Origin of the sequence: Gelidibacter japonicus (assembly GCF_010725055.1) — a bacterium.
Lineage (GTDB): Bacteria > Bacteroidota > Bacteroidia > Flavobacteriales > Flavobacteriaceae > Gelidibacter > Gelidibacter japonicus.
The window spans coordinates 172,179-196,459 of record NZ_BJKB01000007.1 but is presented as its reverse complement, the minus strand read 5'-3'; the positions used below and the strand labels follow the sequence as shown (position 1 = coordinate 196,459).

Below are 24,281 nucleotides of genomic sequence, written 5' to 3'. Positions count from 1 at the left end.
CTGATAAAACGAATCTCAGAGAACTTTTCAGCAAAACTAAATTTCAAAATGACAAAGAACGAGATAGCCTTAATGGGCCAAATTTATTTAATTTTTAAAACGTCCCGATTTTAATGGGACACTAGTGAAAAACTATAATAAATATTTAAAAGAATATGTCTGCTCAAAAGGTTTATTTTAGAAATATTGGTTGAAAAGTCGGTTTTTTGTATGATTTGGTAACTTTTCTCATTTGCCAAATTGGTTCCTGAAAGACTAATTTCCCAATTTTTGTCTTTGGGTTTGTAAGAAAGCTTACTATCAAAAAAAGAATAATTTTGAGAAGAATGATTTAAGTCAGGTACTAAGTAATCAAATGAAAATGTTGCATAAAAATCATTAATTGGTTTTAATATAATTTTAAAATTATTTTGAATTGACTTGATGCTATAGTTTTCTGTGCTATATGTTTTAATATGATTATAAACTAACTCATTTTGAAAATTAATTTTCCCGTTAAATGCTGTTTTTAAAAATAGTTTATGAGCAATGTGATTGATTTTGTTGTTTCTCAATTCAGAATCATTCACTATATTTTTATAGTTATATATCGAGTAGTTTGAGTTCAGTCTAAAATTTGTAGCTAATGTAGATATGAGTTTCGAGTATCCAAAATCAAAGTTGAGACTTTCGGTGTTTTCTGGTAAAAAGAAATAATTAATTGCTGTGTTGTTGCTTGTGATATTATAATTTGAAAATATGCCACCTTTCTCTTTAGTATAGGAAATGCCTAAATTAAGCCGTGTTTGATTGAATAAATCATTTAATTTATAAGATAGACTGTAATGCTCATTCTTTTGTAAAGATAAATTAGAGAGGTTTTTTAATATCATTCGATTGCTAAGCAAAATATCATTTGTAAATAGATATTTTAAAGAGTTTGTTTTTTTATTAAACGTGATGGTTGCATTTAAAAAAGATATTGAATTGAGCTTATAGAATAAATCCAGAGACGGTTCAAAAAGTAAATCGCTATTGCTTTTTGATGTATTATAATCACTACCATTTAAGTTTAAAGAAATAAAACGAAATGTATAATTTGGCGATATTCTTAGCTTTCTGAGGTTCCAGTGATATGATCCAGAGTGATATATTGAATACTTTTTATATTCGAGGTCATTCACACTATTCTGTACAGAGGAATAACTCGTGTTATTAAAGCTGAATAACTGAGAGTTAAGAGGTTCAGTTCTTGAAAAAACACCTAAAGTAAGGTTGTACTTATCGTTTTTTCTTGATGCTAAAAAGGCTGTTTTGAAGTCAATATAGTTTTTTTTGGTAGCAATTTTTTGAGAATCATAATCAGCGGTCTCGGTATTAAAAATTGAAGGGTTTATTGTGAAATTTTGATTTATTGAATTCGTTGTATGACGTGTACTTATCTGTAGCGCCTTGTTTTCAGATATTTTTTTAGTGTATAATAACCTTTGGTTGAAAAAAAAGTCTTCAGAATATAATTTGGAATTAAAATTGTTATTTTGATTTGAAATAATGCCCTTATCTGTATTGATTTCCTCATTTCGTAAACTTATGCTATACTCTAAAAGAGAGAGGTCGGAAATTTTATACTTCAAAAGAATATCTCCACGATAATATAAAGGTTTTTTAGAAGTTTGAATGTTATCAAATGTGCTAAACTCTTCACCATTTATCGTATAATGATTTTGAGAATTTTGATCACTATTTATTTTGTCATTTAAGTAATATAAATTGACCTTAGTTGTGATCTTTTTTCCGAAGTTAAAAATACTATTGTAGTTATTGAAAAGTTGATGATTTATGTTGGATAAGTTTTGATCTACTATCTTTAAAACACTTATTTCCGGAATTATTTTTTCTGCATAATATTTCAACTCCCTTATGGCTTCAAAATTGAGCTCATTATTAGAGTACACCATAGGCGAATAGCTTTCTCCAATATTGTTATAACTGAAGGTGGCAAATGATTTGTAGGCCTTGTTAATTCCAAGTAGATTGGAGGATATATCTAATGGAGTTTTGTCCTGATCAGCAAAACCTCCAAAACCAAAATCGATACTTCCAGATATATCTGTCTTATTCTCTTTGAGTTTTAAATTCAATGCAATCTTTTCACTATGTTCAATGCCTTTAAGAAGGGCATTCTCAGAATAATTTTCTATTGCTTCAATTTCTTTGACCATATCCGCATTGATGTTTTTGGTGCCTGTGGTATAATTATGGCCAAAGAGGTCATCTCCTTCTAGCATCACTGTTTCAATGGACTTCCCATTATATTTTATTAATCCTGATGACTTGTCAATCTCTATACCAGGAAGTTTTCTTAAGACATCTTCAATTTTTCTTTCGGTGCCATCTTTGTAAGAATTGATATTAAAAACGACCGTGTCTTTTTTTACAATAAAAGGTGCTTTTTTTGCAACAACATGAACTTCATCTAGGATTGTTACTGTTTCTTTGAACAACTTAAAATTAAGTTCAATAGGGTCATTAATGTCTTTGTTTGCAATGATTCTGACGTCACTAGAATAACCTATAGAAACAACTTCAATAATGATGTTTTCATCGTATTCCTTTTTTAGTTTGTAAGTGAATTGCCCATTTGACACGATATAATACTCACTAATGATGTCAGGTTTTGAGGTCTTTTTTACAAGTAACTTTGCACTTATAGGGTTTCCATTGCTATCTGCAACAACGCCCTTAATGGTTTGGGCATTTAAGACATTAAGGCTAAGGAGATAAAAAATAAATGTTAAAAACCGCTTTTGACAATAAATTTTACTCAATATTGCCACATTAATTATTGCCTTGTTGTTGTTTGAATTCTTTATCGGCAAGATAGTCCATATCATTTTCTTCTATATAGCGTTCTATTCCTCGGCGTTCCATGATTATTCTTCCAGTACCATTAGAATCTGTGTTGTATCTGCTTAAATCAATGGCTTTTTGTTTATATATGTCTTTAAACTCTTGCCAAGTGATGGTTTTATTGGTAGTCAGTGGGTTTTTAATTGTTGTAAATTTTGTTTTTTTACTTTTTATACTAATAGCTTCATAAGTAAGAAAACTATCTTCCTCCTCCAATGAGAGAATCATTCCAGGCAAACCATCGTACTTCCAAGGGCCGCCAATTGGTAGCTTAGAGGTAAACCAAGCTATATAGGATCTGCCTCTAAAACTTGTCTTGGCTAATTGACATGTATAGCCCAATATATCTTTCGTTTCATCATAAATCTGCCAATCAAAAATACTCAAAGAATCTTCTATTATAAAATATTTATAAGCGACATCTTGTTTTGAAAATAATTGATTGGAGGCATAATCTTTATAGATCAAATTATAGTTTTCCCCTTTAGGTGTGTAATAAAAAACAGCTTCGTCATCTTCATCGTTTTTTATGCTCTCGGTATTATCTGAAACATGTAATTTGTCAAAGACGGATACATGAGACTCTATAAAAACCTGAAGTAGATAAGAAGAGTGGATTGTTTTAGCTGAGTTTTGTGGTGTTAAAGCGCGTCTGTACTCAATTTGAAAAATAGTTAAAGAATCTTGTTGAGCTTGAGTACTTAAAAATGAAAAAGTTAAAAATAGTAATAGAGCTTTAATTTTAGTCATATTTCGTGTATTAGTATGAGGATGTCTATAAAAATGAAGACTATGGTTGTAAGTTTTCATGTTTTTTTGACATCCTCATGTATAAAGTTAGTTCGTACCCCCGCCCTCTTCGTACTGTCGGATAAACTCTAGGGCTTGTTTCATTGCTTTTCCATAGCAATCCATTGTTGCAGAAGCACAGTCGCTACTTGTTGAACTCGCTTCAAAATACATCACTCGGCCTGTATCTCTATTAGTAGCAGTGGCATAGCAAGAAACAGTACAGCCATCATCATCGAAATGCTCCGTAATAATTTCCAAGTTGCTTTCCATATTTAGAAGCATAGCACTTTTTTCATCAATAGAACTGCCCGCAAAGGTAACGTTCGCTATAAGTATAGCAATAATAAATAATTTATTTTTCATAATAAAAGTTGTTAATACGTTATTAATTCGTACCAAAATAAATTCGCGAAAATTTTGACGTCGGCAATATATATATATATATATATATCAATATGACAAATTTAAAATCGAAAAACTTTGTCAAAAAAAAATGATAATTTAAATAGTCTTAAATAAGTATTGTTTGTAGAGTAGAACATGGAAACAGAAAAAGAATATGAAGACATGAATCTTAACGGAATAATGTGTAGCACATGGATTAGAATTGAAAAAGCTCAAAAAGATAGTTTAGAAATAAAACACAATGGGCTAATAGACGTTATTTAAAATTGTAGATAATAATTAAATAGACATTGAAAATATAATCAACTAATTACAATGAATTGAATACACTTTCAAGGTCAAGAAAATATAGAATAAAATCAAAAAACAATTGAAATCTACGAAGTGCGTCTGATGGGGAAAGATGAATTCATTGAACTTTAGAAAAGCTTGCTTAATTAACGATCTACTTTCTCCCAAAATCCGCAGGAATTTCCCCCCAAGCTTTCGTTTCCCACTTAACTATAGTCGTCGTGTAAGTATTCGTTTTGAGCCAATTTTCGGCTCTATCCACCAATTCAAACAGTTTTTCATTTTTCGAGTTTCGTACCAGTTTGGTATTACAAGTTTTCTTTTTAACCCAACCCATCGCAATTTTTGAATCTGTGTAAAGAATACGTTGGCTGTTGTTGTTCTTGAGGAATGCCAAGCCATGAACAATAGCCAAAAATTCTCCAATATTATTCGTGCCCTCAGGAAATGGGCCTTGAATGAACAATTGTTTTTTAGTTTTGGTATCCACACCTCTATACTCCATAATTCCTGGGTTGCCACTTGAGGCTGCATCCACTGCAATGGAATTGTAGTTGGGCTGTCCTATTTTTTTCAGCTGTGCTTCGTTCAAATCACTTTTAAAGCTTTTGGATTTGCCAATATAATCCCTGTAGTTGCCTTTGAATGCTTTTTTGGCAGCATCGAAGGTTTCAAAAGACTTGTATATTGCACCTTGGTAATCTTTGATTTGGGCTTTACAATCGTCCCATTTTTCAAAGATTCCGGTTTTGTGACCTTTCCAAACGACGTAATATTTCTTTTTTTTCTTACTCATGCTACTTCCCAAGAAGGCGGGAATCTCATTAATTTATAAATAATTTTTTGGACACGTCCCGATATCTATCGGGATCACAGATTACATTTGGAATTTGTTTAGCTGCCGGAAGGCAAAGAAATTGGTTCTTGAGATTTCAATAGTTTCTCAACCACCTTCGGAAAGTGTTCCATCTCCAACTCGTGTATTCTTTCCGCAACCATTTCTGCAGTATCTGATGCGTTCACTTCACATTTTGCCTGAAAAATAATCGCGCCTTCATCATAATGTTCATTTACATAATGAATGGTAATGCCTGTTTCAATTTCCTTATTGGCGACGACCGCCTCATGGACATAACTGCCATACATCCCTTTCCCTCCGTATTTGGGAAGCAAGGCAGGATGGATATTGATGACTTTATCAGGGAATTCATGAAGTATGAAATCCGGAAACTTCCATAAAAATCCGGCCAGAACAACCAAATCGGGTTGTGATGCTTTTAAGACATTAAGAACGTCATTAGTGTGATAAAAAGCTGTTCTATTGAAAGACAGTGCACTCACTTTTAGATTTTTACAGCGATCTAATACTTTGGCTTGAGGATTGTTAGTCAACACCTGAATGACAGAGCCAATTTCACTGTTTTGGAAATACCTGATTAAGTTTTCCGCATTAGTACCACTCCCGGACGCAAAAATCACGATACGTTTCATCTGCTACTTTCTATTTTTAAATTATGGTCAAACCTGTAAGTCAAAATGTAGGTACGATTTATTATCAAATTAAAATATATTCGGCAAAATTCCGTAATCTCATTTCATTTACAGATATTAGCTTTTGATTTGAAAACAAAAAAAAGAATAATTATTAACAATTAGGGGGCAAAATAAAAATACTTAGCTGTATTTTTGCTAAATTACAGACACATTCAATCACATTGTAGAAATAAAAATGGGTTTTAAACTAAAGTTTTTTATTTTTGCCAATTAATAAAACTTAAAATTAAAGATTATGTCAGACATTGCATCAAGAGTAAAAGCGATTATTGTGGACAAATTAGGTGTTGACGAGAACGAAGTTGTCACTGAAGCAAGCTTCACAAATGATTTAGGAGCAGATTCTTTGGATACCGTAGAATTGATCATGGAATTCGAAAAAGAATTTGATATCCAAATTCCAGATGACCAAGCAGAAAACATCGCTACAGTTGGTCAAGCTATCTCTTATATAGAAGCAGCAAAATAAGTAACACACTTTTATGGAATTAAGGCGAGTTGTAGTTACGGGGTTAGGTGCTCTTACACCAATCGGAAATACCAAAGATGAATATTGGGACGCTCTGGTCAGTGGTGAAAGTGGTGCTGCGCCAATAACATATTTTGATACTGAAAAGTTCAAGACCAAATTCGCGTGCGAATTAAAAAACTTTGATGCAACCCAATTCATTGATAGGAAATTGGTCAACCGGATGGATAAATTTACGCAATATGCTATGGTGGCTTCAGATGAAGCTATTGCAGATGCTAAATTAGATCTTAATGTGGTTGATAAACTCCGCGTTGGTGTTATTTGGGGAGCGGGAATTGGAGGGTTGGAAACTTTTCAAAATGAGGTGCTTAATTTTGCCGCAGGAGACGGAACCCCTCGTTTCAATCCTTTCTTTATTCCAAAAATGATTGCAGATATAGCTCCGGGGAACATATCCATTAAACATGGGTTTATGGGGCCTAACTATACCACGGTTTCGGCCTGTGCATCTGCTGCCAATGCAATGATTGATGCCTTAAACTATATTCGTTTGGGCTATTGCGATGTGATTGTAACAGGCGGTAGTGAAGCGGCGGTGACCATTGCAGGAATGGGAGGCTTTAATGCCATGCATGCCTTATCAACTAGGAATGAAAGTCCAGAAACGGCTTCGAGACCATTTGACGCAACCAGAGATGGTTTTGTTTTGGGTGAAGGTGCTGGTGCAATCATCTTGGAAGATTATGAACACGCAAAGGAAAGAGGAGCTAAGATATATGCTGAGGTAGTTGGAGGCGGTTTGTCGTCCGATGCTTATCATATGACTGCCCCACATCCTGATGGGATAGGAGTTATTGCCGTAATGAGAAATTGTTTGGAAAATGCTGGATTGAAACCTGAAGATGTTGATCATATCAACACACACGGTACTTCCACACCTTTAGGTGATGTTGCCGAACTTAAAGCTATTACGGAGGTTTTTGGCGAGCACGCCAAGGACATCAATATCAATTCAACAAAATCAATGACGGGACATTTGTTGGGTGCTGCAGGTGCTATTGAAGCTATTGCTTCTATTATGGCCATCGAGCACGGCATTGTGCCTCCAACTATCAACCATTCGGTAGTTGATGAAAATATTGATCCGCAATTAAACTTAACACTTAACAAAGCTCAAAAGAGAGATGTTAAAGTGGCTATGAGTAATACTTTTGGATTTGGCGGTCATAACGCTTGTGTATTATTCAAAAAATTAGATTAAATCCCGAATGAATTACATTCGTAACATATTAAATTCCCGTTCTAAAAATGACGGGAATTTTTTTTTAGAACTTCAGAAGATCTTAGGCTATAAACCTAAAAACAAGAGTCTATACGTCAAAGCATTTACCCATCGCTCCATGAATGTCAAGGATAAAAATGGGATCGCACTCAATTATGAACGACTTGAATTTGTTGGAGATGCCATGCTTGGCCTTGTGATTGCCGCTTATCTTTATGACGAAGTGCCAGAAGGTGATGAAGGTTATTTGACGAAAATGCGTTCTAAGGTGGTCAGCAGAGAGCATCTTAACGAATTGGGCAAGGAGCTTAGGCTCATCGACTTTGTCGAATCAAAAATTCCTAAGAACAATTTTGGAAGCAACATTCACGGCAACTTATTTGAAGCTCTTGTTGGTGCTGTGTTTTTGGACAAAGGCTATAAACAATGCGAAAAATTCATCAATAAAAAGGTTATTAACAAGCATATTGATATTGAAACGCTGGAAGGCAAAGTCATCAGTTATAAAAGCTTGTTGATTGAATGGTGCCAGAAAGAAAAGAAAACCTTTGATTACAATGTTTATGAGGATTCAGGCAATGACAACCTTAAACATTTTTCGGTAAAACTGTCCATTGATGGCAAAGTTGTTTCAAAAGCAAGGGCAACCTCCAAAAAGAAGGCTGAAGAAAAGGCTTCCAAACGCGCTTTTTTTGCGTTTCAAAATAAGATCAATCGATCATTTAAGGAATAAATATTGGCTTCCAATAAAAGTTACTAACTATAACGATTTCGCTTGGCGCGCCTGTTAAGAATATACCAAACATGATATTACAGTGGAGATAAAGTATTATCTTTACCGCTCATGTTATTATCACTATGGCGTTACACAAACTACTTGTAGATGATTTTTATGACGCATCCTACTCGCTTTTTGCTGTACATTGTAGATTGGAAGATTACAGGTTAGCATATCTTCTCAATAAATATTTGAACCTGAAACTGAGACGTCAACCTCAGGATTTAGATTACAAATATTTTGCTGCTACTTATTCTATTTACGAATGGTTTGATGAAGAGTTTTTTACAACTTGGCATATGGTGTCAAATGTTTGTAAGAGAGAGGAGGACAGTTTGCAAAGTTCGGGATCATTGTTTTCAACAAATGAAAAAGTCTTGAAAACCTATCATTTGTTGCCTGAGCTCAAAAATGTGGACTTCTTAATTAAAATTACTAATGATGACCGCTGTTTGGACGAAAAGATGATGTTGGACAAGATCCAGGCCATACCTCAAGTAATAACAACCTACACTATTGATGTAGACCAATTAAGGTCTAGAGATAACTTAATTTTTTGATTAATGCAAAAACGAAAAAAAACAAAGATAGTAGCGACATTAGGACCAGCTACGAGTACTAAGGCGGTATTAAAAGGAATGCTTGATGAAGGTGTGGACGTTTTTAGAATCAACTTTTCTCATGCTGATTATGCCGATGTTGAAGAACGCATCAAAATGATTCGTGAACTCAATGAGGAATTTGGATATAATGCTGCCATCTTAGGCGATTTACAGGGACCTAAATTACGCGTTGGTGTGATGAAGGGAGAGGTAGTCGTTAAAGAAGGGGATGAGATCACCTTTGCTACGGGGAAGAAGTTTGAAGGCACAAAAGACCGTGTCTTTATGACCTACGATAATTTCCCACAAGATGCCAAGCCTGGAGAACGCATATTATTGGATGACGGCAAGTTGATTTTTGAAGTTGTCTCTACAGATAAGAAATCTGAAGTTAAGGCCCGTGTCATTCAGGGTGGCCCTTTAAAATCGAAGAAGGGAGTTAACCTGCCAAACACTAATATTTCGCAACCAGCGTTGACAGAAAAGGATATTGAAGACGCTATTTTTGCCATTAAGATGAAAGTAGATTGGATGGCCCTATCTTTTGTACGCCACGCGGAAGACTTAATGCAACTTGAAGAATTAATTAAAAAGCACAGCGATCATAAAATTCCGATCATTGCAAAAATTGAAAAACCGGAAGCAGTTGAAAATATTGATAAAATTGTTGCTTATTGCGACGGATTGATGGTAGCTCGTGGTGATTTGGGCGTGGAAATTCCGGCAGAGGAAGTCCCTCTAATCCAAAAACAGCTGGTTCTAAGAGCAAAACGAGCTCGTATTCCTGTAATTATTGCAACCCAAATGATGGAAACGATGATTTCCAGTTTGACTCCCACTCGGGCAGAGGTTAATGACGTTGCCAACTCTGTGATGGATGGCGCCGATGCGGTAATGCTTTCGGGAGAAACATCAGTGGGACAATATCCTGTGCAGGTGATCAGACAAATGAGCAATATTATTAAAAGTGTGGAGGATTCGCCTTTGATCAAAGTGCCACAATCACCACCACATATTCGTACCAAGCGTTATATTACAAAATCCATTTGTTTTCACGCTGCAAACATGGCCAATGAAATCAATGCAAGAGCTATTTCCACATTGACCAATAGTGGCTATACGGCCTTTCAAATTTCAGCATGGCGACCAAGTTCACATATTTTAGTGTTTACTTCCAACAGACGTATTTTGACACAGCTCAGTATGTTATGGGGTGTTAAGGCTTTTTTCTACGATAAGTTTGTAAGCACCGATGAAACCATTGAAGATGTCAATGCCATCGCGTGCAAGGAAGGCTATCTTGAGACGGGTGATATGTTGGTCAGTTTGGCCGCAATGCCTATACAAGAAAAAGGGATGGTAAATACCTTAAGGGTTACTGAAATTACCAATTGTAATTTTTAAAATAGCAGAGATTCTTTAAAAAGAACTCTTAATCATAAAAACCTCGGGGACTCTTTAAAGGTCTTTGAGGTTTTTTTATTTCTACCAGTGTGTTTTAATATCCCGAGGTTCTTGATTGGGATACATAAGATAAATAAAAAGAGTTAAATTTATAGTGATTCAAATTTTCTTATTCATAAACGCAACCAATTGGTTAAAAACGCATCTATTATGAAAGCATCGTTAGCGATGCATTGTTCTAATTTCAATAAACTCTGATGAAAAAAGCGGTCATTCTTTTACTTGTAGTTATAGGTTTTAGTTGTGCTAAAAGCGATGATGACACTCAAGGCGTCATTAATTTAAGAGTGAATGGTTGTTTTGACAATTTTGAAAGTGGTGCCAAAATTTGCTTGGACTCTATTTTCAATGATTCTCGATGCCCAACAGGATTTGTTTGTGTCTGGGAAGGAGATGCCGTGGCCGCTTTCACATTGACCAAGAACAATGTGGTCAAGAGTTTTAATCTGCACGTTAATAAAAAATTTCAAAATGACACCATCATTGAAGGCATTGCCATCAAACTACTTCAGATAACACCTTATCCGGTGGCACATCAACCAATAGATCCTGACGATTATAGAGCGGAAATAAGCGTAGCTGAAAATTAAGCTTAGAAGAAACTCAAAATTAAAACCCGAACTTCAATTGCACGTTCACCGTTTGTTTTAGATTATTGACAGATGCAGCCTTGTTGTCTTCCGTATTTAGGTTGGACATTGATATGCCGAGTAATCGTACGGAGTTGCTCATCTTTTCTTGATACAATAAATCTTTTGCGGTTTCAAGAATGATTGTGTGATCACTTACAAAATAGGCTAAGGTTTTACTCCTGGTCTGCAATGTAAAATCACTGTATTTTATTTTTAGGGTGACCGTTTTTCCCGCAACTTTACTTTTATCTAGGCGCTTGGCGACTTCTTTGGCGATTTTCTCCAACTTTTCGAGCATAAATATTTCACTCGATAGGTTTTCATTAAAGGTGCGTTCGGCGGCTAAGGACTTTTGGATGCGGTTGGGCTTGACCTCACTGTTGTGAATTCCTCTAACCAAATAGTAATAATAACTTCCAGACTTGCCAAAGTGTTGTTCAAGATATTCTAAGGTTTTTGTTTTTAAATCTTCACCCGTAAAAATACCCAACTGATACATTTTATCTGCAGTTACTTTTCCTACACCATGAAATTTTCTAATGTCCAAAACTTTTAGAAAATCCAAAACATCCTCTGGATTGACCGTTTTTTGTCCGTTGGGCTTGTTGTAATCGCTGGCAATCTTAGCTACAAATTTATTAATGGATATTCCTGCTGAAGCTGTGAGTCCAACTTCTTTAAAAATGCGTTCTCTAATTTCTTGGGCAATCAAAGAAGCACTTGGATTTCCCTTTTTGTTTTCCGTCACATCCAAATAGGCTTCATCTAAAGAAAGAGGCTCCACCAAATCTGTATAGTCATAAAAAATGGCTCTAATTTTTTTTGAGATTTCCTTATAGCGATCAAAACGCGGACTTACAAAAATCAATTCCGGGCAATTGCGTTTGGCCTGCATCCCGCTCATGGCGCTTCTTACTCCAAATTTACGAGCTTCATAACTAGCCGCGGCAACGACGCCTCGCTTCTCACTGCCACCAACGGCCAGAGCTTTACCTTTTAATTCAGGGTAATCCATTTGTTCAACAGATGTGTAAAACGCATCCATATCTACATGAATGATCTTTCTAATTGGTAAATCGTTTGGCATAGTGTAAATTTATAACATCTAAACCTAATAGAAATTATAAAAGATGGCAAAAACAGCTATTGTTTTGGGTGCAACTGGATTGACGGGAAACATTTTGTTGAAAATGCTGTTGGAAGACGAGCGCTATGGTCAAGTGACTGTTTTTGGAAGAAACAGCTGTAATATAAAGCATCCAAAATTGGAAGAATATATTATTGATTTATTCGAATTGTCTCATTATGCCAATAAGTTTAAGGCAGATGAAGTCTTTTGTTGCATAGGAACAACTAAGGCGAAAACCTCAAATAAGGAGATCTATACAAAAATTGATTATGGGATTCCGGTGGAAGCGGCAAAACTTTGTAAAGCGAATGAAATTGGAACCTTTGTGGTTATTTCAGCTTTGGGGGCCAAAAAAAAGAGCAAGATTTTTTATAACAGGATCAAGGGCAAAATGGAAGTAGCGGTATTGGAACAACAGATTCCCAATACCTATATTTTACAACCTTCATTGATCTCGGGAAAACGTGAGGAATTTCGACTGGGAGAATATGTGTTCAATGCCTTGATGAGCCTATTTAAACCAATGTTCCGTTTTGGAGGGCTTAAACGCTATAAGCCAATTGCTCCAGAAACTATTGCTAAATGTATGATATGGGTGACCAACAATGCCTATCAGTCGGGACGAATCGAATCAGAAATAATACAAGAATTAGGTGAGTGAGTTAATTGAAATAGAGCGAAAGTTTCTTGTGGTTTCGGACGCGTTTAAGTCCGAAGCCTATAGACGTACACGGATAATACAGGCTTTTTTAAATTCTGATAAAAGCCGGATCGTCAGGGTAAGGATAAGTGGAGATGAAGGATTTTTGACCATTAAAGGAGAACCTTCAGAAGATGGCGTATCACGCTTTGAATGGGAAAGGCAAATTCCCAAATCAGATGCCGAGGCCTTATTGAAGTTGTGTGAAGAAGGCATTATCGACAAGATTAGGTATGAAGTCAAAGCTGGAGAACATATCTTTGAAGTGGATGAGTTTTTTGGTTCTAATGAGGGGCTAATTGTTGCTGAGGTTGAACTCAGTCACATTTCGGAGGTCTTTTTAAAACCCAAGTGGTTGGGTAAGGAAGTTACCGGGCAATCAAAGTACTTTAACTCCCAATTGCTAAAGAATCCGTATAAAAACTGGCCTAAATGAAAACTTTATAAAACTGAGAATGATGAAACATATAGCTTGGATGATTGGGGCAATGCTGATTTTAGCTTCCTGCAATGAGAAATATAGAAAGATAGACAAAGACGATGTGACGGTCAGTTCAGAGCGTTTGGATACGATTGGTCCTGAACCTAAAACCCAAACGGAGATTCGAGAGGAACTGCTCACCAAGGGCTATCAGATATTTGATATTATTGATGAGAAAACCAATGACACAATCATTATGCAGCAATATTTTATCGCTTTTTTAAAGAACGGTCCCAATAAAATTCAAAACGAAGAAGAATCCAAACGTTTACTTAGGGAGCACTTGGAACATTTAAAGAACATGTATGATATGGGTTATGCCGATATTTCCGGGCCTTTTGGGGATGTTGGTGAGATCACCGGGATTACCATTTATAATGTACCAACCTTAAAAATGGCAGATAGCTTGGCAAATGCTGACCCCATGGTGAAGGCTGGAAGTTTGGAGATTGAAATTCATCCGTGGTGGGCACCTAAAGGTTATTCTTTGAGATAAGGTAAAAAAACCACTGTTTGTGCGACAGTGGTTTTATAAGACTTAATTGATGAGAAGCTCTATACTTTCTCTTTTTTAGCGCAACAAGCCATTTTGCAGTCGTCTTTGCATGCTTTTTTATCAGCGGAAGCCTGTTCCTCTCCCATCTTTTTATCGGAACAACAAGCCTTTTTAAAATCTGCATCGCAATTATGTTCAGTAGAAAATGCCTCCACAGTTTTCATATCCTTCACACTATAGCTATCTGAAACAGATACAACAGCCTCTTCAAGAGAGGTTGGAGTTACTTTGGCGTTATCATACTCTACCATTGCTAAACGTGTGTCAAAATCGACTGTAGCAGATTTTACACCTTCCATTTTAGCAATTTTCTTTTCAATTGTTTTAGCACAACCCATAGCGCAGGTCATTCCATCTATACCAAACTCTGCTTTTGCGTAGGTGGCGTTGGGATCCAATTGGTTCTCAGTGACCGTTTCTGGCTGTGCCGTGTCAACTGTTTTTACTTCTGGTTGAGCCTCTTTGCAACTTACTGAGAAAACTACCAAGAGAGAAAGCAATGCAAGTGTTTTGAATGTTTTCATAGCTTATAATAATTTGAATTATCTTTTTATGGTAATACTAAACAAAATTAAGAAAAGTTCAGATTTATTGCACAAAAAATCAACAATTTACGCTTCAGGGCCTTAAAAGAGGATCAATATGGGATTTGGTTCAATCTAAAGCACTTGTTTATCATAGAAACTGACTTATTTCAATGTTTAGATAAGTACTAACTGAGACGACCTCCTCGCATTGATGGTATTAAAGATTTTAGAAAAGTGTATGATCACCTCTAAATAGAGCATAAAAAAAGTCTGAAGATCCAAACTTCAGACTTTTTATGTAATACTAATGGTATGTTAATTGAAATCTGCCTCAGTGACACCTTCATTAACTCTGTGGTTGGTCACGTTCATTTTGATAACTTGAGGACCAGTTGTAATTGACATACTATAAGGATACATCATTCCTTTTACTGGTGAATAATTGCCAAAATCTTCAACGGTAGTAAAGGTTTGCCCTTGTGCTTCCGTTGTTTTTTCGACTCTTACCAAATAACCTGACTCTACTTCGTAGTAACGGAATGAATCCTTGCCATTTAAAGTGACTTTTACTTTATAAGTATCCTTTCCATCAATACTGATCACACTTTCAAGAGATACGTCACTTGGTTCATAATATAGTTCAGGATAGATGGAATTTTCAGCCTGTTGGTCTGCAATCTGATCTTCTGTTAGCTCCAATCTGGCGCCTTGTTGTTCAATATAGCCTGTGGTACCGTTGAATTTTTGCTTCATGATCACACCCATGCCTTCTATGGACATTTCCAGGGAGGTTTTATTTGGTGCCATAGCTTTCATTTCACCTGAAGGGGAAAAAGGCATACCTTCAATAGTAACATTGGCATTCGTCCAAACTGTCTTTACCTCTTTCGCTTTATCCTTACCTCCAACAGCCTCAAAATATGAGTCTATCACGGTTTGTGCAGTTGCTCCTGCTGGAATTGGTTTTGAAAACTTTGGTTTGTCAACAGGATTGGCGAAAGGATCGAAATATAAAATAGGGATCCCGGTTTTTTCTAGATTTTCAAGAACATCGGCACCTTTACCTACTATAACAATCCTTGCGTTTTCCGGTTTAAAATATTTATTCGCTACACGATTGACATCTTTAGCTGTAACTGCATTGATTTTCTGCAAGAAAGTCTCGTAGAAATCCTTAGGCAAGTTGTTCAACTTAATGTTCAAGGCGTATCGCGCAACAGTTTGTGGACTTTCTAAGGCCAACACAAAATCGCCAACATATTTTGCTTTGACGTTTTTAAGCGCTTCAGCGTCTACTGGCTCAGTTTTTATACGTTTGACTTCTTTTAGCATTTGAACCACGGCACTATCCGTTACCGCATTTCTGACAGCAGTACTAGCTCTGAAGCGGCCTACGTACTTATCGGCATTGACGTTAGATCCTGCTCCATAGGTATAGGCGTGCTTTTCGCGTAAGTTCATATTAAGATAACTATCAAAACCTCCTCCTAAAATCTGATTGGCAATCAATACAGCATGGTAATCTGGATCATTCATTTTTAAATCGACATTGTTGGTCAATACAATATTTGATTGTACTGCGTTAGGCATATCCACAAAATTGATTTGGGTGTATTGTGCATTTGGCATCGCTTCAGGCACATGGGTCTCAATGTCTACAGATTTTGACCAATTTCCAAAACGTTTTTCGATTTGAGATTTGATGGTCTTGAAATCCACATCTCCAACAACGACCAAATATGCATTATTAGGATTGAAGTTTTCTTCATAAAAAGCTGTGACATCTCCAAAGGTGATGTTATTGACCGTTTCACTAGATACAAATTCTCCATAAGGATGTTTTACCCCAAAAGACAAAGCATTTCCTACGCGGGAAGCAACAGCATCAACACTTTTTTCTTGAGTTTTCAAACCTTCAATGAGTCGTTCCTTTTCTTTTAGGAATTCGTCCTCAACCAATAGCGGATGAATGGCAGCTTCAGCCAATAATTCTAAAATTCTATCAGAGTATTGAATTAATGCACTCGCAGAAGCACCAGAAGAACCGAAACTCAAGCGCGCGCCCATGAAATCAATCTCTTCATTAAACTCTTCTTTGGAAATTGATGTTGTTCCGTTGCCCAACATAGCCCCAACAATAGTGGAAACGCCAGCTTTGGCACCTTCTGTTTCTGGTTTGTTATCGATGGTCAGGTTAAAAGAGACTCTAGGAAGTTTATGATTTTCAACAACCAGCACTTTCATCCCATTATTAAGGGTGAATTCTTGAGGTGATTTTAAATCGATCTTTGGAGCAGGTCCAGGTTGAGGTTGTTTTGAACGGTCAATTTGTGCCTGAGCAGAAAAAGCCATGAAAAACACCATTAAGAATCCTGATATATAAGTTTTCATATGATACACTTGTTTTAAAATTTAATTATTGGTTATCTTTTTTTGGAAGATATTGAAGTTCAAGGCGTTGGTTTGGACTCAAATATTTTTTAGCAACCTCTCTGATTTCTTCTCTCGTGACAGAGCGATAGATATCAATTTCACTATTGATTAGGTTCACATCGCCTTTTAAAAGATAGTTGGTCGCTAAATTTGAAGCAATACCTGAAACGCTAGCATTGGAGTTGACATAGCGATTTTCAAACTGATTTTTAAGTTTTTGGTAGTCTCTTTCAGAGATCAATTCATTTTGAATTTTCACAATTTCTTCATCCATTTCGGCCAGCAAACTGTCCAATGGGACATCACCTAAAGGCAATGCTAAAATTGCAAATATGCTGTAATCCATTTGGCCTACGTTGATAGCTTGTGCTTGAAGGGCCATTTTCTTCTCGTCGACCATTTTTTTGTAAAGTACAGAGCTCTTACCGCCACTTAAGTAACTTGAAATCATATCCAATATATACGATTCGCGCTCTTTAAATCCAGGCGTACGGTATGCAGCAATGATCGCAGGAATTTGAATGTTGTCGTCATAATAATTGGCTTTAATAGTTTCAGTAATTGGCTTTTCTTCTGGAAAATTTCTAACTACATCTGCTCCTCGTGGAATAGGACCAAAATAATCCTTTACCATTTTTTTAGTCTTTGCCATATCGATATCGCCGGCAACAACTAAAACAGCATTGTTTGGTACATAGTATTTCTTGAAATAAACTTGAAATTCTTCCAGAGTAGCAGCATCCAAATCTTCCATTTCACCAATAAGCTTCTCTTTATACGGATGTACCTTGAACAAATTTTCCCCTATTGCAGCCAAAAATGCGCCATAAGGGGCATTGTCGAAACGCAATCTTTTTTCTTCTTTTACCACTTCGTTCTGAGTGTCTACACCAATTTGATTGATAATAGGATGCATTAAACGCTCAGATTCCATCCATAAACCCAGTTCTAAATTATTAGATGGGAATATTTCATAGTAGTAAGTTCTGTCCAATGAGGTGTTGGCATTGTTGGAACCTCCGTTGGCATTGACGATGGTAAACCATTCGCCACGACCAATGTTTTTAGTGCCTTCGAATAGGAGATGCTCAAAAAAGTGGGCAAAACCAGTACGGCCAGGTTCATAATCTTTTCCCCCAACATCATACATGACTGAAGTAATTACTACGGGAGCTGAATTGTCTTGATGTAGAATGACGTGTAATCCGTTGTCTAAATCAAACTCTTCAAATTCAACCTGTTGTGCATTGGCATGGGCACCAAAAAGCAGCAAAGCGGTCAAAGCGAATAAGAATTTTTTCATTGTGTGTTTTTTTAAATTAGTTATCGTATATTATAAGTAGCTCAATGTAAATATTTGTTACAAATGCGCTCAAAAATAAGAAATGATCATACCATTTCAGTGTGCATTGTAAAAAATAAGTTTAAAAATTGTTATAATCGAGATTTTTTTACGAAATTTAAGTCTCAAAAGTTAAAAACCTGCATTTTATGAATAGATCCTTATCAATTGCCTTAAAATATGGGTTGTTTATTGCGGGTAGCTTAATTGCGTATTTTTTGATTTTGAGATTATTTCATTTCCATGACCAACCTTGGTTGCGTTTGGCCAATGGTCTCTTTATGGCTGCTGGTATTTACTTCGCCATAAGGTCTTACAAAAACAAATACAATGCTGATTTTACCTATGTGGACGGTTTTAAAACCGGATTGCTCACTGGTTTCATTGCTACAGGCTGCTTCATTGTCTTTATGGCTATTTATATGTTCCATATTGATAAGGCATTTTCTCAGAGCATATTACAGGATTGGTTTGACGGAGAAGAGCGCGGTGCAGGTATGCTAATTATCATTATTTTAATGGAAGGGTTGGCCTCAACTGCCGTTTTGACCTTGGCTTGGATGCAGATTTTTAAGAAAAGTCAAAATATTGGCCAACATGAGCATTTCGGGGACAATAAACCTAAAGATACGCACTAAGACAACTTTACTCTAACCTTCATAAGTCAATCAAAGCATTGAATCAAATCCCTGTTCATTACGGAATCGTCATTTCCAATTCTGTTGATAAAAAGGCCTTTATAAATCAAATTTTGTCAAAAAATAGTACAGGCGAACTGAGTGTTTTTAATCACTACGATGGCATACTGTTTTCTGATTTGGCAATTGCCGAGTTCATAGAAAAGGAACATAGACATCATACAATCGAAATTACGAGATCAGAAAACAGACATTTTCATACCTTTTCTTCGGGAGAGCGACGAAAACTGTTCTTGGAATATTGCTTAGCCCAAAATCCAGATTATATAATTTTCGACAATCCATTTGATCATCTTGATCAACAATCGAGAACAGAATTATTCCATCAACTGTATAAGCTATCAGATTCTATTTCAATTCTTCAGCTATCCCACCAAGAGAAGAATTTATTGACATTTATAAAGCATAGGGTTCATGTGTCTGATAGTACTTTTAAAATAACCAAGATTAAGAAGGCGGGCTTATTGCGATCAAACAAACGTCCTTTTGATTTTCCAAGTTCTTTGGTGTCTTTTAAGGTGGCTTACGAAAAAATCATTGAGTTCAATCAAGTTTGTGTTCGTTATGGAGATCAGCCTATTGTCAAGGATATTTCATGGACAGTGGGTCAGGGAGAATTTTGGCAGTTGATAGGTCCCAATGGCTCCGGAAAGAGCACCCTGTTATCATTGATAACTGGCGATAACCCGAAAGCTTTTGGTCAGAACATCATTATTTTTGACAGAAAAAAAGGAAGTGGAGAAAGTGTCTGGGACATCAAAAAGAACATCGGATATTTTTCTACTCACCTTACCGAATTGTTCAAAAGAAACCATACGGTAGAACAGATGGTTTTGTCTGGCTTTTTTGATTCGATTGGTTTATATGTAAAACCTAGTGGACTGCAACAGCAAAAAGCATTGCAATGGCTTGATGTCATTGGCATGAGACATTTAAGGAACTCTTATTTTAACAGACTTAGCTTAGGGCAACAGCGCGTAGTGTTAATGGTAAGGGCCTTAATTAAACAGCCGCCCTTATTGATTTTGGACGAGCCTTTTGAGGGGCTTGATCCTGGAAACACTGCCTTGGTATCTCAGTTGATAAACGGCTTGGTCAAAAACACCGAAATTACGATCATCTATGTGTCCCATACCGTTGAAAAATCGTTGGCCCCATCCCATATTTATGAATTGATTCCGACTCAAGGAGGTTCTATTGGACGATTGAAACTGGAGGATTAATTCAATTTTTTTGGAAATCCGATTTCTTTCATATAAATTAGAATTGTCTGTTCATTAAAATGAAATATCGTCATCTTTCTCCAATTAAGAGCAAATATTCCATTCTGTCATTAAAAAACGTTTGTAGATTAATAATTTAGGTGTATATTTGCACCCATTTTATAATAAAAATTAACTAAATTTAAACGTTACGCTATGTACGCAATTGTAGAGATAGCAGGGCAACAATTCAAAGTTGAAAAAGACCAGAAAGTGTTTGTTCACCGTTTAGCAACAGAAGAAGGAAAGACCGTGTCTTTCGATAATGTTCTTTTGATTGGTGATGGTGATAAATTTACTTTAGGCGCCCCAGCTATAGACGGAGCTCAAGTAGGAGCAAAAGTCTTAAGTCACCTTAAAGGTGATAAAGTTATCGTTTTCAAGAAGAAAAGACGTAAAGGTTACCGTGTGAAAAACGGACACCGTCAAGCTCTTACTGAAATCGTTATTGAAAGCATTGTTGCTTCGGGAGCTGTTAAAGCGACCAAAGCTGAAAGCGAGGGAGCTGTTAAAGCGACCAAAGAAACAGCTAAAGCAGACAAAGCTAAACCTGCCAAGGCAGAAAAGCCAGCAAAAGCTGAGAAAGCTACGCCAGTAAAAGAGGCTAAAAAAGCAGAACCTAAGAATGCTGTAAAAAAGGAAGTTGAAGTCAGTGAGAATTTAGTAACTCGTGCAGAGCACAGAGCGGAAGATGCGAACGTTGAAATCAACATTGACAAAGTTCTTCACAGTATTGGAACTGCGCTAAAGGCAGATGCTGATGATTTGAAATTAATCAACGGAATCGGTCCTGTTTACGAAGAAAAGCTCAATGAATTAGGTATTTATACTTTTGAGCAAATCAGCAAATTAAAAGCTGCTGATAGAGAAGAGCTTTCAGCAATTGACGGTATCACACGTGAGAAAATCGAATCTGATGAGTGGGTAAAACAAGCAAAAGCTTTGTTGAAAGACAAAAAATAATATAATAACCTGTCTGCCGACGTGGCAGATATTTAAAACCTTAAGACAATGGCTCATAAAAAAGGAGTTGGTAGTTCTAAAAACGGTAGAGACTCAGAATCGAAGCGCCTTGGTGTGAAGATTTACGGAGGTCAAGCGGCTGTTGCTGGAAATATCATCGTAAGACAAAGAGGCTATACACATCACCCAGGTGAAAATGTGTATGGTGGAAAAGATCACACTTTGCATGCACAAGTTGATGGTCTAGTGAAATTCACAAAGAAGAAAGACAACAGATCTTATGTATCAGTTGAACCGTTTGACGTTTAATTTTTACAAATTCTGTTAACACCTAAAACCCTCTCTGGTCATCAGCGGGGGTTTTTTAATTTATAGAGGTTTCAAAGAATTTAAAAATCTGTGAGACTTCCTTACTATATAATTTCCATCTTCTTCAATAAGAAACTGGCGTTCATGTTTTTGCAAACTCCGGTTTTGAAGGTGTAATCAAAATAGAGGTCGTCATTGATGATCTCTGCATCAAAATAGTAGTTTTTTACTTCTTCGAGTTCATTTTCAATTTCACATAAACTCAGATCATGGGTAGCAATGATGCCGGTAGCCTTTGAGGCGACTAATTTTTCAACGAATTTCCGGGAGCCTATGGCTTTGTCGGTGCTGTTCGTGCCTTTTAGAATTTCGTCCAGGATGATAAAATAGGGTTCTTTTTGAATGGCGTCCACAATGAATTTTAAGCGTGTCAATTCGGAAAAGAAATAGGAGCTGTCATCCGTTAGGGAATCACTCGTACGCATGCTTGTAATCAATTTAACAGGGCTGTATTTGCTTGAGCCAGCACAAACGGGCAGGCCAACATTGGCCATGACAATATGGAGGGACACCGTTCTTAAGAACGTACTCTTTCCGGCCATATTTGCGCCTGTAACAATAAAAAATTGTTCGTTGTCAATAGTTAAATCATTATCAACACGCTTCTCCGGCTTTAGTAAGGGATGACCTAATTGGGTTGCTTTGATCACATGTTCTGATGTCGTAATTGTCGGGAATACATATTGAGGATGGTTGAAAGCGTAATTTCCCAAACTATTATAGGCATCAAAAAACGAGACTACCTCAAACCAATCTTCTACTTTGTCTTTGTAAGAAGCAAGCCAGCGCTCCACTTTATAACTGTTTTTTAAATCGGTCAGAAAGTACCCATTCCCAAAAATAGCAGAAATAAAATTGTTCCGATTATCCAAGGCATCTAAGGCATTGGACAACTTTGTGAAAATTACCGATGCTTTTTCGGATTCGGATTGAATGTATTTTTGCTTGTCGGATAATAATTCGGAAGTAAAAGCCTCATTTTCTATTTGTTTCAATAGTAAAGTGTATTGTTTGAAAGTTTCTTTAACTTTCTCTGTATGGACGGACAATTCGTTGATTTTCTTTACATATATACCTGTAATGCCCAAACCTAAAAGTAGCCAATAGCCCAAAAAACCGATACTGAGGATGTCTAAAAAGAATAAGGTGAACATGGTGATGGTCCCTCCCAAAAAGGCATATGGTACCCATTTTATCGCTTTTGGTAAAAACGGTTTGTGATTTTTTAGCCATTGGATGATTGTTTTGGCAGAGGTTTCTACCTCTATCAAACTTGCAGTAGCGGAATAGAGTTGGCGCCATTCTGTCTTTGATGCCAATTCTTTAATAGCATCTTGCCGTGTTTCAATATCTTGTATATGATTTGCTTTAAGAGCTTCAGAAAGTTGTTGTGTACCCTCATTGATGACTGTTCGGTTGAGGAATTGAAAGAAGGAACCTCGACCAAATAAATCAATGTCCAAACTGTAGAAATGTAATGGATCCTGGAATTCCAAACCTTGATTTCGGTCATGAAATTTACCGGAACCGATCTCAAGCTCTGTCTTATTAATTGCGCTCAAGGCTAATTTTAACTGCCTTTGGGCTTTAATATCAGTATATTTTGAGAGCAAAACGATAAAAATAAGAATACCTATTACAGCGATAGCTACCGCAATTTGCCAATTGGAAAACGTAAAGTAAATTCCGGTTATGGTTGCCAAAAAAATGGAGATACGCAAAATACTGTATAGCGTCATTTTTTTATAGAGCGCATCTGCTTCTGATTGATAAAATTTAGAATGCTCTTTATAATATAAATTTGGGTTGTGCATGATTGAAAATTGAGATTCAAAGAAACAAAAAATCCCAATTTTAAATTGGGATTTTTAGAGTTATTCCTGCCTACGCTATTGGAAGACTTTATCCTTTTAAGCTCGCAGCCAAATATTCACGGTTCATACGTGCAATATATTCAAGTGAAATTCCTTTAGGACATTCCACTTCACAGGCTCCGGTATTGGTACAGTTGCCAAAACCTTCTTCATCCATCTGTTTTACCATGTTAAGAACACGTTCTGTAGCTTCCACCTTCCCTTGGGGCAATAGTGCAAATTGAGACACTTTTGCAGCAACGAACAACATGGCCGAAGAGTTTTTACAACTCGCCACACAAGCACCACAGCCAATACAGGTTGCCGCTTCGAAGGCTTCGTCAGCATCGTGTTTGTTGATTGGAATGGCATTGGCATCAATGGTGTTTCCGGAAGTGTTTACCGATATAAATCCACCTGCGTGTTGGATTCGGTCAAATGAACTTCTATCAACCACCAAATCCTTAATTACAGGAAATGCATTGGCTCTGAATGGCTCTATAAAGATGGTATCGCCGTCTTTGAACATACGCATATGCAATTGACAGGTTGTAATTCCTTTATCAGGTCCATGTGGTTCGCCATTAATATGCAGTGAACACATGCCGCAAATGCCTTCACGACAATCGTGATCAAAGGCTACAGGCTCTTCACCTTTATTGATTAAGTCTTCGTTTAAAATGTCCAACATTTCAAGGAATGACATATCGCCATCAATTCCATCGATTGGGTAATCGACCATTTTTCCTTTTGTATCGGCGTTTTTTTGACGCCATATTTTTAAAGTTAATTTCATAACGTTCCTTC

The 24,281-nt window shown here is 36.4% G+C and carries 25 protein-coding genes; 14 read left to right on the top strand and 11 right to left on the bottom strand.

The features are described from left to right. Positions 1-110 precede the first annotated feature (110 nt). The 3 genes from G6N06_RS09450 to G6N06_RS09440 all read right to left on the bottom strand — a co-directional run bounded on the left by G6N06_RS09450 (position 111) and on the right by G6N06_RS09440 (position 4,044). Positions 111-2,807 carry a TonB-dependent receptor gene (locus G6N06_RS09450; protein ID WP_163516195.1) on the bottom strand — a complete coding sequence of 899 codons (2,697 nt, stop codon included), beginning with the start codon at positions 2,805-2,807 and terminating at the stop codon, positions 111-113. A gap of 10 nt (positions 2,808-2,817) precedes the next feature. Then, positions 2,818-3,639 (bottom strand): GLPGLI family protein, encoded by an 822-nt coding sequence (locus G6N06_RS09445; protein ID WP_163516193.1) that lies wholly within the window; start codon positions 3,637-3,639, stop codon positions 2,818-2,820. 87 nt (positions 3,640-3,726) lie between these two features. Beyond that, the gene (locus G6N06_RS09440) at positions 3,727-4,044 is read right to left on the bottom strand and encodes a hypothetical protein (RefSeq protein ID WP_163516190.1); all 318 of its coding nucleotides are present in this window, start codon (positions 4,042-4,044) and stop codon (positions 3,727-3,729) included. Between the two features lie 177 nt (positions 4,045-4,221). On the opposite strand from G6N06_RS09440, the gene G6N06_RS20020 reads away from it, so the two are divergent. Then, positions 4,222-4,350 carry a hypothetical protein gene (locus G6N06_RS20020; protein ID WP_262890111.1) on the top strand — a complete coding sequence of 43 codons (129 nt, stop codon included), beginning with the start codon at positions 4,222-4,224 and terminating at the stop codon, positions 4,348-4,350. Positions 4,351-4,531: 181 nt separating this feature from the next. On the opposite strand, the gene G6N06_RS09435 is transcribed toward G6N06_RS20020, so the two are convergent. Both G6N06_RS09435 and purN read right to left on the bottom strand, forming a co-directional pair. Continuing rightward, positions 4,532-5,173 carry a ribonuclease H1 domain-containing protein gene (locus G6N06_RS09435; protein WP_163516189.1) on the bottom strand — a complete coding sequence of 214 codons (642 nt, stop codon included), beginning with the start codon at positions 5,171-5,173 and terminating at the stop codon, positions 4,532-4,534. A 98-nt stretch (positions 5,174-5,271) separates the two neighbouring features. Beyond that, complete coding sequence (purN, locus tag G6N06_RS09430; RefSeq protein ID WP_163516188.1) at positions 5,272-5,868, bottom strand: phosphoribosylglycinamide formyltransferase; 597 nt, start codon at positions 5,866-5,868, stop codon at positions 5,272-5,274. A gap of 298 nt (positions 5,869-6,166) precedes the next feature. Between purN and G6N06_RS09425 the strand changes: the two genes are divergently transcribed. The 6 genes from G6N06_RS09425 to G6N06_RS09400 all read left to right on the top strand — a co-directional run bounded on the left by G6N06_RS09425 (position 6,167) and on the right by G6N06_RS09400 (position 11,119). Next, a complete protein-coding gene (locus tag G6N06_RS09425; protein WP_007647141.1) occupies positions 6,167-6,400 on the top strand; it encodes an acyl carrier protein in 234 nt (77 codons plus the stop codon). Positions 6,401-6,413: 13 nt separating this feature from the next. Then, positions 6,414-7,664: a beta-ketoacyl-ACP synthase II gene (gene fabF / locus G6N06_RS09420; RefSeq protein WP_163516187.1), complete on the top strand. Its 1,251-nt coding sequence runs from the start codon at positions 6,414-6,416 to the stop codon at positions 7,662-7,664. A 7-nt stretch (positions 7,665-7,671) separates the two neighbouring features. Continuing rightward, positions 7,672-8,418 carry a ribonuclease III gene (gene rnc / locus G6N06_RS09415; RefSeq protein ID WP_163516186.1) on the top strand — a complete coding sequence of 249 codons (747 nt, stop codon included), beginning with the start codon at positions 7,672-7,674 and terminating at the stop codon, positions 8,416-8,418. Between the two features lie 125 nt (positions 8,419-8,543). Next, positions 8,544-9,023 carry an IPExxxVDY family protein gene (locus tag G6N06_RS09410; protein ID WP_163516185.1) on the top strand — a complete coding sequence of 160 codons (480 nt, stop codon included), beginning with the start codon at positions 8,544-8,546 and terminating at the stop codon, positions 9,021-9,023. A 3-nt stretch (positions 9,024-9,026) separates the two neighbouring features. After that, entirely contained in the window at positions 9,027-10,469 is a 1,443-nt protein-coding gene (pyk, locus tag G6N06_RS09405) for a pyruvate kinase (protein ID WP_163516184.1), read from the top strand. Positions 10,470-10,726: 257 nt separating this feature from the next. Next, the gene (locus G6N06_RS09400; RefSeq protein WP_163516183.1) at positions 10,727-11,119 is read left to right on the top strand and encodes a hypothetical protein; all 393 of its coding nucleotides are present in this window, start codon (positions 10,727-10,729) and stop codon (positions 11,117-11,119) included. A 19-nt stretch (positions 11,120-11,138) separates the two neighbouring features. Here the strand turns inward: G6N06_RS09400 and dinB are convergent, their stop codons facing one another. Beyond that, positions 11,139-12,248, bottom strand: coding sequence for a DNA polymerase IV (gene dinB, locus G6N06_RS09395; RefSeq protein WP_163516182.1), 1,110 nt, complete (start codon positions 12,246-12,248; stop codon positions 11,139-11,141). A 43-nt stretch (positions 12,249-12,291) separates the two neighbouring features. On the opposite strand from dinB, the gene G6N06_RS09390 reads away from it, so the two are divergent. Genes G6N06_RS09390 through G6N06_RS09380 form a run of 3 tightly spaced genes read left to right on the top strand, consistent with a single transcriptional unit; the run spans position 12,292 to position 13,967 of the window. Continuing rightward, the gene (locus G6N06_RS09390; protein WP_163516181.1) at positions 12,292-12,951 is read left to right on the top strand and encodes an NAD(P)H-binding protein; all 660 of its coding nucleotides are present in this window, start codon (positions 12,292-12,294) and stop codon (positions 12,949-12,951) included. After that, positions 12,944-13,426 carry a CYTH domain-containing protein gene (locus tag G6N06_RS09385; protein ID WP_163516180.1) on the top strand — a complete coding sequence of 161 codons (483 nt, stop codon included), beginning with the start codon at positions 12,944-12,946 and terminating at the stop codon, positions 13,424-13,426. The genes G6N06_RS09390 and G6N06_RS09385 overlap by 8 nt, the downstream gene beginning before the upstream one ends. Before the next feature lie 22 nt (positions 13,427-13,448). Then, positions 13,449-13,967: a YciI family protein gene (locus G6N06_RS09380; protein ID WP_163516224.1), complete on the top strand. Its 519-nt coding sequence runs from the start codon at positions 13,449-13,451 to the stop codon at positions 13,965-13,967. Positions 13,968-14,026: 59 nt separating this feature from the next. Here G6N06_RS09380 and G6N06_RS09375 read toward each other — a convergent pair whose 3' ends face one another. From G6N06_RS09375 to G6N06_RS09365, 3 genes are all read right to left on the bottom strand, one after another. Next, positions 14,027-14,551 carry a cation transporter gene (locus tag G6N06_RS09375; RefSeq protein ID WP_163516179.1) on the bottom strand — a complete coding sequence of 175 codons (525 nt, stop codon included), beginning with the start codon at positions 14,549-14,551 and terminating at the stop codon, positions 14,027-14,029. 318 nt (positions 14,552-14,869) lie between these two features. Further along, a complete protein-coding gene (locus tag G6N06_RS09370) occupies positions 14,870-16,945 on the bottom strand; it encodes a M16 family metallopeptidase (protein WP_205334749.1) in 2,076 nt (691 codons plus the stop codon). Between the two features lie 25 nt (positions 16,946-16,970). Continuing rightward, positions 16,971-18,290, bottom strand: coding sequence for a M16 family metallopeptidase (locus G6N06_RS09365; RefSeq protein WP_163516178.1), 1,320 nt, complete (start codon positions 18,288-18,290; stop codon positions 16,971-16,973). A 188-nt stretch (positions 18,291-18,478) separates the two neighbouring features. Between G6N06_RS09365 and G6N06_RS09360 the strand changes: the two genes are divergently transcribed. The 4 genes from G6N06_RS09360 (at position 18,479) to rpmA (ending at position 21,561) form a co-directional block, all read left to right on the top strand. Further along, positions 18,479-18,967, top strand: coding sequence for a DUF4199 domain-containing protein (locus tag G6N06_RS09360; protein WP_163516177.1), 489 nt, complete (start codon positions 18,479-18,481; stop codon positions 18,965-18,967). 38 nt (positions 18,968-19,005) lie between these two features. Continuing rightward, positions 19,006-20,250, top strand: coding sequence for an ATP-binding cassette domain-containing protein (locus G6N06_RS09355; RefSeq protein WP_163516176.1), 1,245 nt, complete (start codon positions 19,006-19,008; stop codon positions 20,248-20,250). 195 nt (positions 20,251-20,445) lie between these two features. After that, positions 20,446-21,252, top strand: a complete 807-nt coding sequence (rplU, locus tag G6N06_RS09350; protein WP_163516175.1) for a 50S ribosomal protein L21 — start codon at positions 20,446-20,448, stop codon at positions 21,250-21,252. Positions 21,253-21,300: 48 nt separating this feature from the next. Continuing rightward, a complete protein-coding gene (gene rpmA, locus G6N06_RS09345) occupies positions 21,301-21,561 on the top strand; it encodes a 50S ribosomal protein L27 (protein WP_163516174.1) in 261 nt (86 codons plus the stop codon). 104 nt (positions 21,562-21,665) lie between these two features. On the opposite strand, the gene G6N06_RS09340 is transcribed toward rpmA, so the two are convergent. Both G6N06_RS09340 and G6N06_RS09335 read right to left on the bottom strand, forming a co-directional pair. After that, positions 21,666-23,435 carry a MutS-related protein gene (locus G6N06_RS09340; protein WP_163516172.1) on the bottom strand — a complete coding sequence of 590 codons (1,770 nt, stop codon included), beginning with the start codon at positions 23,433-23,435 and terminating at the stop codon, positions 21,666-21,668. An 88-nt stretch (positions 23,436-23,523) separates the two neighbouring features. Further along, positions 23,524-24,270: a succinate dehydrogenase/fumarate reductase iron-sulfur subunit gene (locus G6N06_RS09335; protein WP_163516170.1), complete on the bottom strand. Its 747-nt coding sequence runs from the start codon at positions 24,268-24,270 to the stop codon at positions 23,524-23,526. Positions 24,271-24,281 lie beyond the last annotated feature (11 nt).

Excerpts from the sequence above, each read along its gene's own strand:
- G6N06_RS09445 (WP_163516193.1), bottom strand. The coding sequence starts at position 3,639 with ATGACTAAAATTAAAGCTCTATTACTATTTTTAACTTTTTCATTTTTA.
- G6N06_RS09440 (WP_163516190.1), bottom strand. The coding sequence starts at position 4,044 with ATGAAAAATAAATTATTTATTATTGCTATACTTATAGCGAACGTTACC.
- G6N06_RS20020 (WP_262890111.1), top strand. The coding sequence starts at position 4,222 with ATGGAAACAGAAAAAGAATATGAAGACATGAATCTTAACGGAATAATG.
- G6N06_RS09435 (WP_163516189.1), bottom strand. The coding sequence starts at position 5,173 with ATGAGTAAGAAAAAAAAGAAATATTACGTCGTTTGGAAAGGTCACAAA.
- purN (WP_163516188.1), bottom strand. The coding sequence starts at position 5,868 with ATGAAACGTATCGTGATTTTTGCGTCCGGGAGTGGTACTAATGCGGAA.
- G6N06_RS09425 (WP_007647141.1), top strand. The coding sequence starts at position 6,167 with ATGTCAGACATTGCATCAAGAGTAAAAGCGATTATTGTGGACAAATTA.
- fabF (WP_163516187.1), top strand. The coding sequence starts at position 6,414 with ATGGAATTAAGGCGAGTTGTAGTTACGGGGTTAGGTGCTCTTACACCA.
- rnc (WP_163516186.1), top strand. The coding sequence starts at position 7,672 with ATGAATTACATTCGTAACATATTAAATTCCCGTTCTAAAAATGACGGG.
- G6N06_RS09410 (WP_163516185.1), top strand. The coding sequence starts at position 8,544 with ATGGCGTTACACAAACTACTTGTAGATGATTTTTATGACGCATCCTAC.
- pyk (WP_163516184.1), top strand. The coding sequence starts at position 9,027 with ATGCAAAAACGAAAAAAAACAAAGATAGTAGCGACATTAGGACCAGCT.
- G6N06_RS09400 (WP_163516183.1), top strand. The coding sequence starts at position 10,727 with ATGAAAAAAGCGGTCATTCTTTTACTTGTAGTTATAGGTTTTAGTTGT.
- dinB (WP_163516182.1), bottom strand. The coding sequence starts at position 12,248 with ATGCCAAACGATTTACCAATTAGAAAGATCATTCATGTAGATATGGAT.
- G6N06_RS09390 (WP_163516181.1), top strand. The coding sequence starts at position 12,292 with ATGGCAAAAACAGCTATTGTTTTGGGTGCAACTGGATTGACGGGAAAC.
- G6N06_RS09380 (WP_163516224.1), top strand. The coding sequence starts at position 13,449 with ATGAAACATATAGCTTGGATGATTGGGGCAATGCTGATTTTAGCTTCC.
- G6N06_RS09375 (WP_163516179.1), bottom strand. The coding sequence starts at position 14,551 with ATGAAAACATTCAAAACACTTGCATTGCTTTCTCTCTTGGTAGTTTTC.
- G6N06_RS09370 (WP_205334749.1), bottom strand. The coding sequence starts at position 16,945 with ATGAAAACTTATATATCAGGATTCTTAATGGTGTTTTTCATGGCTTTT.
- G6N06_RS09365 (WP_163516178.1), bottom strand. The coding sequence starts at position 18,290 with ATGAAAAAATTCTTATTCGCTTTGACCGCTTTGCTGCTTTTTGGTGCC.
- G6N06_RS09360 (WP_163516177.1), top strand. The coding sequence starts at position 18,479 with ATGAATAGATCCTTATCAATTGCCTTAAAATATGGGTTGTTTATTGCG.
- rplU (WP_163516175.1), top strand. The coding sequence starts at position 20,446 with ATGTACGCAATTGTAGAGATAGCAGGGCAACAATTCAAAGTTGAAAAA.
- rpmA (WP_163516174.1), top strand. The coding sequence starts at position 21,301 with ATGGCTCATAAAAAAGGAGTTGGTAGTTCTAAAAACGGTAGAGACTCA.
- G6N06_RS09340 (WP_163516172.1), bottom strand. The coding sequence starts at position 23,435 with ATGCACAACCCAAATTTATATTATAAAGAGCATTCTAAATTTTATCAA.
- G6N06_RS09335 (WP_163516170.1), bottom strand. The coding sequence starts at position 24,270 with ATGAAATTAACTTTAAAAATATGGCGTCAAAAAAACGCCGATACAAAA.